Consider the following 7567-nt stretch of genomic DNA (forward strand, 5'->3'; position numbering starts at 1 on the left):
GCCGTGGTCTCCAGTCCCGCGCGTCGAGACCGGGTGATTCGAGGTTCAACGTCGTGCCGGGTCTCGAGATGCTCGATGCCGGTGTTTCGTCGCACCTCATGGCATTCGAACGCGCCACCATCGAAGGCGCCGCTCGCTAGATTGGAATCCGATCAAACTGTATCGTAGCCCGCGTCAGCAAAGTATTGGCACATTACGCCGGGGCAAATGTGCGGACGAGACCGCCGATCGCGGCCCAGAGGCCGTCGTCGGTTCGGTCGGCGCCGTGAACTAATTCGCGACCTTTTAGACGCGACTCCGTTTAGTCGTCTTTGGGCGAAAACACGCGACAGTCGAGGTCAGACGTAACAGGGCCCTTCGATCAGCGGATGGGCGCGTATAAAATCCTCGTCCACCTCCAGCCCGAGGCCCGGCGTCTCGGAAGGCCACACGCAACCGTCGGCGTCGAGCTGGTAAGGCAGGCCACCGACCTCGTCGCGGAACGGGTTGTGTTTAGCGAGGTCGCCCTCGAAATAGCCGGGGTTGTCGATTGCGGCGAGCAAATTGAGGGTCGCGGCCATGTTGACGCCGGTCGCCGAGGTGTGCGGGTTGATGGTGAGCTTCCAGGCCGACGCCACGGCGGCGATCCGCATCGTTTCGGTGACACCGCCGGTCTTGGAGAGGTCCGGTTGCAAGAACATCACGGCACCGCCGTCGATCAGGCGGGTGAAGTCGAAGCGGGTGAAGTGGTTCTCGCCGGCCGCGAGCGGCACGTTGCCGAAGCCCGTGGCGGTCTCGTAGGCTCGGTCGTCGAACGGTGAGAACGGCTCCTCCAGCCATCCGACGCCGAGCTCGTCGAAGGCCGGCATGGCGCGCCGCGCATCGTCGAGGCTGTAATTGGTGTTGGCGTCCACGAGGATGTCGATCTCGTCGCCGAGCCGCTCACGCACGGCCCGGACCCGCGCGACGTCACGCGGCACGGTGTCGCCGCAGCGCAGCTTGAGAGCGCGCCAGCCCTGCTCGACATAGGACTGGGCCTCGTCGGCGAGCGACTCGGGGGCCTGCCAGCCGAGCGAGATGCCGCCCGCATAGGCCTTGATAGGCTTCGAGGCGCCGCCGAGCAGGCGGTACAGCGGCCAGCCGACGACCCTGGCCCGGATGTCCCACAGCGCGAGATCGATGCCGGACAGCGCCATCGCGGCGGCGGCGCCCATGCCGTGGCTGGCGAGCTGCATCTGGTGTACGCGCCTCCAAACGCCGACCACGTCGAGGGCATCGAGCCCGACCACCAGCTCGGCGATCGTCGTGTCCACCAGCCGGGCGATCGCACCGGGGCAACGGCCGTGATGCGCCTCGCCCCAGCCGACGAGGCCCTCATCGGTTTCGATCTTCACCAGCACGGCGTCGCGCTTGACGGCGCGGCCGATGCCCAGCGTGACGTTCTGCCCCTGCGGGACCCGGAAAGAGATCGGAACGGCGGTGACGGCGCGGATGCGCATGGCGGCCTCAGGCGGCGTAGGTAGCGGGATTGACGAGATTCTGCGGGCGCTCCCCGCGGAGGATGCGGAGCATCTCGTCCACGGATCCCAGCGTCATGGCCCGCATGCTGGTGGCCGTGATGGCCGCGACATGCGGCGTCATCAGCAGGCGAGGCACGGAGAACAGCGGGCTGTCGGCCGGCACCGGCTGGCTGTCGTAGACATCGACGGCGGCGCCCGCGATCGCGCCCGCGGTGAGCGCGTCGACCAGGGCCTGCGTCTCGACCACAGGCCCGCGCGACGTGTTGATCAGCACGGCGTCGGGCTTCATGCGGCCGATCAGGCGGCGGCTGACGAGGCCGCGGGTCTCCTCGGTGAGGGCGCAGGTGACGGCGATAACGTCGCTACGGGAGAACAGCTCGTCGGGCGACACCTCGGTGACGCCTTCCGGGAAAGGTCCTTTGTTGACGCCGATCACCGTCATGCCGAATCCTTCGCGGGCGATGCGGGCGATGCGGCTGCCGATGGCGCCGACCCCGATGACGCCGAGCGTGTCGCCGGCGACCTCGCGGGTCGCATCCGCCAGCGGACGCGCCGCGTTCCAGCCGTCGCGGCGCAACACGGCCTCGATGTCGCCGAGCGGACGGCGCAGCCGGAACAGCGCGGCGAAGAAATACTCGGTCACGGCCTGGGTGTTGCAGCCCGGCAGGTTGGCCACCATCACGCCACGGCGGGTCGCCTGCTCGACCGGGATGAAGTCGAGGCCGACGCCATGGCGGACCATGCCCTTCAGCTTCGGCGCATGGTCGCAGATGTCATCGGGCAGCAGCGCACGCACGATGATGCCGTCGACGTCGCGCGCCAGCACCCGCAACGTGTCCGCCTTGGTGTCGGGCGCCAAGATCAAGTTCGCATGCGGCGCCAGGATCGCTTCACCGTCCGGGTGGATGGGATTGGTCAGCAGCACGGTGGGCTTCTGTGACATCGGAGGACTCACTGTTCGACGATCGGATTGACGAGGCGGCCGAGGCCCTCGACCTCGGTCTCGAGAACGGCGCCGGGCCGCAGCCAGGTCGGGGGGGTGCGCATCGGCGCGACCCCTGCCGGGGTGCCGGTGGCGATCACGTCGCCCGGCTCGAGCGGATGCAAGGCCGAGAGGACGCTGATCAGAGTCGCGACTGAAAACAGCATGTCGGCCGTGGTGCCGTCCTGCAAGGTGACGCCGTCCATCGCGAGCCACACGCGTAGGTTCTGAGGATCGGGAACCTCCGAGGCGGACACGAGGGCTGGCCCCATCGGGCAGAAGGTCGGAAAGTTCTTGCCGCGACGGAAATGGCCGTCGGCCTTGATCACGTCCGAGGCGCTGACGTCGTTGAGCACACAATATCCGGCCACGTAGGAGAGCGCCTCGCTTTCGGCAACGGCCTCGGCGCGGCGGCCGATGACCACGGCGAGCTCGGCCTCGTAGGTGACCCCACCGATGCCGGGCGGCACCACGATCGCGTCGGTCGGCCCGGCGACCGCGCTCGGCTCCTTGACGAAGGTGACGGGCTTTTCGGGGGGCGCGATCTTCCGCTCGGCGACGGCGTCACGGAAGTTGTGCGCGGCACCGATGATGTGACCCGGCGTGAACGGTGCGAGCAGGCGCACCTTCGAGAGCGGCAGATGGGCATCGGCCGGCGCCGTCACGGCGGCGATTCGCGTCTCGACCCCGTCGAGCCCACTCCTGATCAGGTCGATGACGTTCGGCTCGGGGCCGACGACGTCGCGGAAGGCGGGATGGCCGAGCGCCAGGACGGTGTCGCCGTCCGGGCCGGTGGTCAGCATGCCGGCCTGCACGGTGCCGCCGTGCTCGAATGTCACGAACCGCATCGTCGCCTCACGCCTTCCGGTACTTGTCGATGACGGATCGATCGACCTCGATGCCGAGGCCGGGGCCGCCGGGGATCTTCACGATGCCACTGTGCTGGACGATCGGCTCCTTGGCGAGATGATCGCGGAACGGGTTCTCCTCCTGCTCGAACTCGAGCAGCGGCGGGCGCGGAAACAGGCAGGGCGGCTGATCGGGAATCGCGGCCAGGAACTGCAGCGTGGCCGCCAGTCCGACCGCCGAGCCCCAGGCGTGCGGCACGCATTCGACGCCGTGCGCGGTCGCCATCGCGGCGATCTTCTTGCATTCGGTGATGCCTCCGGCCGCGCACACGTCCGGCTGCACGATGTCCATCGCCTTGCGGACGATCTTGTCGCGGAAGCCCCAGCGGGTGAAGTCGTTCTCGCCGCCGGCCACCGCCATGTCGAGCGCCCGCGTGACCTCGACATAGCCGTCGATGTCCTCGGGCGAGATCGGCTCCTCGAACCACTCGATGTCGAGCTCTTCGAGCTTGCGGCCGAGCCGGATGGCGTTGGGCACCGAGAAGCAGTGGTTGGAGTCGACCATCAGCCGCACGTTCGGACCGATGGCCTTCCGCACGGCCGCGACGCGGGCGACATCGCGGTTCAGGTCGCCGAGACCGATCTTCATCTTGATGGCGCGGAAGCCGCGAGCGCAGAAGCCCTCGGCCTCCTCGACGGCTTCCTCGATCAGCCGGTCGAAGTCGATGAAGTAGAGACCGGTCGCATAGGCTTCGACCTCGGTCCGGAAGGCACCGCCGATCAGCTTGTGCACCGGCTTGCCGGTCAGCTTGCCGATCAGATCCCACAGCGCGATGTCGATGCCGCTGATCGCGGCGATGGCCATGCCGGTCTGGCCGTAGTCCTTGATGCGGTTGTAGAGATACTCCCAGATCACCTCGACGTCGAAGGGATCGCGGCCGATCACATGGGCGGCGAGCTGGGTGTCGATGAAGCTCTTCGCCACGGCCGAGGGTCCGTAGCACTCACCCCAGCCGACGACGCCGTCGTCGGTCTCGATTTCGACCAGGCAGGTGCCGCGCATCTTGTAGAGCCAGCCGCGTGACGACGTGAACGGCTTCTCCACCGGGGCCGCGACGACGTGGGTGGTGACGGATTTGATCTTGCTCACGCGATTGCCTTGACGTTCGAGACGGGAGGACGGGGCGGACGCACGCAGCCGTGCGCCCGCGCGGCTTCTCTACGGCTGATCTTTGAAGACTTGAGCGCCGACCTCGCGCAGCGAGGCCGTGACGGCGTCGACCTCCTTGGCGAGGGCGTCGCCGGTGAGGTCGTCGACCAGGAAGGAGTTTTCCTTGGCGAAGGTCTTGAAGCGCGGATCCTGGATGGCCTTGCGGAACGCCGTGGTGATGCGCTCGCGGATCGCGGGCGGGAGATTGGCCGGGCCGACCACATAGGCCATCTGCACCACCGGTCCGTAGGGGAAGATGTCGTGGCCCTTCTCCTTGAAGGTCGGCACGTCGGGGAACTGCTCGAGACGGGTGTCGGCGAACACGGCAATCGGCTTCACCAACCCTTCCTGGATCTGGCCGATGCTCTCCGAGGGTTTCAGAACGCCGGCGTCGAGATGGCCGCCGAGCAGGTCGGCGATGACCTTCGAGCCGCCCGTGTAGGGCACGTTGACGTAGGTCGTGCCGGCCGCCCGGGCCGTCATGGCCGCGAAGATGTGATTGACGTTGTAAGTTCCGGGCGTGCCGATCGACACCTTGCCGGGGTTCTTCTTCATGTGTGCCAGGAAGGCCTCGAGCGGCTGGTGCTGGCTCTTGCCGGGCACCTCGAGCAGCAGCGGGTCGGTGGAGACCCGGACCAGGTGGGTGAACTGGTCGTTCCTGAGCTGCGCCTTGCCTTGGGCGATGGCGGCGAGCGTGGAGCTGGTGCCCATGCCGAGCGTGTAGCCGTCCGGATCCGACCAGGCGACCCGGCGCAGCCCGATGGCGCCGTTCGCGCCGACGATGTTCTCGATGATGAGGCCGATGCCCTGCTCCTTGAGCAGCGGCTGGAGCTGGCGGGCCATCACGTCGTTCGACCCGCCGGGATTCCACGGCACGATGAAGGTGATGTCCCGGGTCGGGAATCCCGACGGCGATGACTGAGCCGCCGCGACGCCGGGCATCGCGAGCGCCGCGGCAAAAGCGACGGCAAAAACGAGAGAATTCCTTGGCATCGGGGCTATCCTTCCTCCTTGTTATTTGTTACAACAAACAACGCTGCGCCTAGCTTGTCAATCGGGGAATTGCAGCCACGCCGGTTGCGCCGCACGAGCCGCGTGCGATAACGCATGGCGGTGCACCGCGCCGGGCGCCGTGGGCGCGTCGCGCCCCGAGACTGCCGGTCCCGAGCGACCCGGAACGAAGAGATGCCGAAAGCGGCCGCCAAGCTGAAGAAGATCGAGCGCGAGCCACTCTGGGACCTCGCCCAGGTCCAGCTCCGCGACGCGCTGCTGGCGGGGCATTTCCCACCCGGGCGGCCGCTGCTGCTGCGCGATCTCGCCGAGACTTTCGGCATTTCGATCACGCCGGTGCGCGACGCCATCTCGCGGCTCGTCGCTCAGGGCGTGCTGCACCAGGGGCCGCGCAACTCGGCCGTGGTGCCGACCCTGACAGTGCGCGAGCTGCGCAATCTGACGCTCGTCCGCTGCGAGCTGGAGGGGCGGGCGGCGCGCGAGGCCGCCGCCCGGACGGAACCCAAAGCGCTCGTCGCGCTGGAAGCCGGGTTGCGCACCATGCAGGGCATGGTCGAGCGGCACAGCCTCACCGGCTATCTCGACGTTCACCGAGAGTTCCATTTCGCCATCTATGCGATGGCCGACGTCTCGGTGCTCCAGGAGATGATCGAGAACCTATGGCTCCGCTGCGGGCCGGTCCTGTCCTTCGTGGTCCCGCACTACGTGCTGCAGCGCAAAGGTATGGATCATCACGCCGCCGTCTGCGAGGCGCTGAGGCGCGGCGACGGTGCGGCCGCCGAGGCCGAGATCGTCGCCGACATCGAAGGCGCGGCCCGCTATCTCGAAGGTCTCGCCGGCCCCGACGACATCATCCAGCGTAGATGCGCCTGAGCGGGCCGCTCCCGCATCAGCGTTCAAGTTGCCCGAAGCGCATCGCCTCCGCTGGGGCGGCGAGGCGCTCCCGAGCGAAGGCGCACGTTCCATTAATCCGTGTCCCTCCGGTGAGGGCCGTCTTGCGTCCGGCTGCCTGAGCGGCGAGGTCATTAGGACTATTTCTATGGATGTCCTAATGACGAACACGCGTGTACAGGTGATCACGTCGATTCAGCGGCGCCGACGGTGGACGCGGGAAGACAAGGAGCGGCTGGTCGCGGCGGCGATGGAGCCGGGGGTGGTGGCCTCGGCGGTGGCGCGGGAGGCCGGGATCCACGTAAGCCAGCTGTTCCGGTGGCGGCAGCAGCTTTGTGGTCCGACGCGACCGTCGGCCGGGTTCGCCGAGGCAACGATCTTGCCTGAGCCTCGGGTGGCGGGGGACTCCAGCTCGATTGCGGTGGCGCCGAGCGGGTCGATCGAAGTGGAGTTCCTGGCGGCCCCTCAGTTGCGGATTTCGGGTGTGGTCGATCCCACGACGCTGACGGCCGTGATCGACGCCTTGGCGAAGGTCGGCCGCCGATGACGCTCCCGATCCCGAGTGGCGCGCGGGTGTGGCTGGCGACCGGCCACACCGATATGCGGAAGGGCTTCAACGGTCTGGCGCTGCAGGTCCAGGAGACGTTGCGACGGGACCCGCACAGCGGACATCTGTTCGTGTTCGGTGGCCGCAGTGGCGGACTGATCAAGATCCTGTGGCACGATGGTCAGGGCTTCTGCCTGTTCGCGAAGCGGCTCGAACGCGGGCGGTTTCTATGGCCGTCGCCGGCGGACGGGACGGTGGCGATCTCGGCGGCGCAACTCGGCTACCTGTTGTCCGGGATCGATTGGCGCGCCCCCCAGTACACGTGGCGTCCCGACGCGGCGGGGTGACGCGGCGCCTCGTCCGGGGCTCACAAAGGCATCCCGGTGTGATTCGATCAGCGGGTGATGCGCTCCGCTGATTCGTACCAAAGGCCTCTGTGACTGACTCGCTGGGGATTCCGGGGAGCGGGCGGATGTGATTCGCTCGGCGCGGGAGGATTCGCGCCATGGCGACAGCGGTTGCTCTGCGGACGGATTTCTCGGCGGCCGATCTGCGGCGGCTGGCGGCGGCGTCGAAGAA

Annotated in this window: 8 protein-coding genes; 3 read left to right on the forward strand and 5 right to left on the reverse strand. The window is 67.8% G+C overall.

Annotation, left to right across the window (positions count from 1 at the left end; all coding sequences use genetic code 11):
* Positions 1–338: 338 nt before the first annotated feature.
* The 5 genes from CCR97_RS31265 to CCR97_RS31285 form a co-directional block, all read right to left on the reverse strand.
* Positions 339–1478 carry a mandelate racemase/muconate lactonizing enzyme family protein gene (locus CCR97_RS31265; protein ID WP_111355755.1) on the reverse strand — a complete coding sequence of 380 codons (1140 nt, stop codon included), beginning with the start codon at positions 1476–1478 and terminating at the stop codon, positions 339–341.
* 7 nt (positions 1479–1485) lie between these two features.
* A complete protein-coding gene (locus CCR97_RS31270; protein ID WP_111355756.1) occupies positions 1486–2442 on the reverse strand; it encodes an NAD(P)-dependent oxidoreductase in 957 nt (318 codons plus the stop codon).
* 8 nt (positions 2443–2450) lie between these two features.
* The gene (locus CCR97_RS31275; RefSeq protein WP_111355757.1) at positions 2451–3329 is read right to left on the reverse strand and encodes a fumarylacetoacetate hydrolase family protein; all 879 of its coding nucleotides are present in this window, start codon (positions 3327–3329) and stop codon (positions 2451–2453) included.
* A gap of 7 nt (positions 3330–3336) precedes the next feature.
* A complete protein-coding gene (locus CCR97_RS31280; protein WP_111355758.1) occupies positions 3337–4479 on the reverse strand; it encodes a mandelate racemase/muconate lactonizing enzyme family protein in 1143 nt (380 codons plus the stop codon).
* A 69-nt stretch (positions 4480–4548) separates the two neighbouring features.
* Positions 4549–5532, reverse strand: a complete 984-nt coding sequence (locus tag CCR97_RS31285) for a tripartite tricarboxylate transporter substrate binding protein (RefSeq protein WP_111355759.1) — start codon at positions 5530–5532, stop codon at positions 4549–4551.
* A 192-nt stretch (positions 5533–5724) separates the two neighbouring features.
* On the opposite strand from CCR97_RS31285, the gene CCR97_RS31290 reads away from it, so the two are divergent.
* The 3 genes from CCR97_RS31290 to tnpB all read left to right on the forward strand — a co-directional run bounded on the left by CCR97_RS31290 (position 5725) and on the right by tnpB (position 7335).
* On the forward strand, positions 5725–6423 hold the full coding sequence (locus CCR97_RS31290; RefSeq protein WP_170145701.1) for a GntR family transcriptional regulator: 699 nt from the start codon (positions 5725–5727) through the stop codon (positions 6421–6423).
* 178 nt (positions 6424–6601) lie between these two features.
* Complete coding sequence (tnpA, locus tag CCR97_RS31295; protein WP_170145702.1) at positions 6602–6988, forward strand: IS66-like element accessory protein TnpA; 387 nt, start codon at positions 6602–6604, stop codon at positions 6986–6988.
* Entirely contained in the window at positions 6985–7335 is a 351-nt protein-coding gene (gene tnpB, locus CCR97_RS31300; RefSeq protein ID WP_111355762.1) for an IS66 family insertion sequence element accessory protein TnpB, read from the forward strand. Before tnpA ends, tnpB begins: the two co-directional genes overlap by 4 nt.
* Positions 7336–7567 lie beyond the last annotated feature (232 nt).

The organism is Rhodoplanes elegans (genome assembly GCF_016653355.1).
In the GTDB taxonomy this organism is placed as follows: Bacteria; Pseudomonadota; Alphaproteobacteria; order Rhizobiales; family Xanthobacteraceae; genus Rhodoplanes; species Rhodoplanes elegans.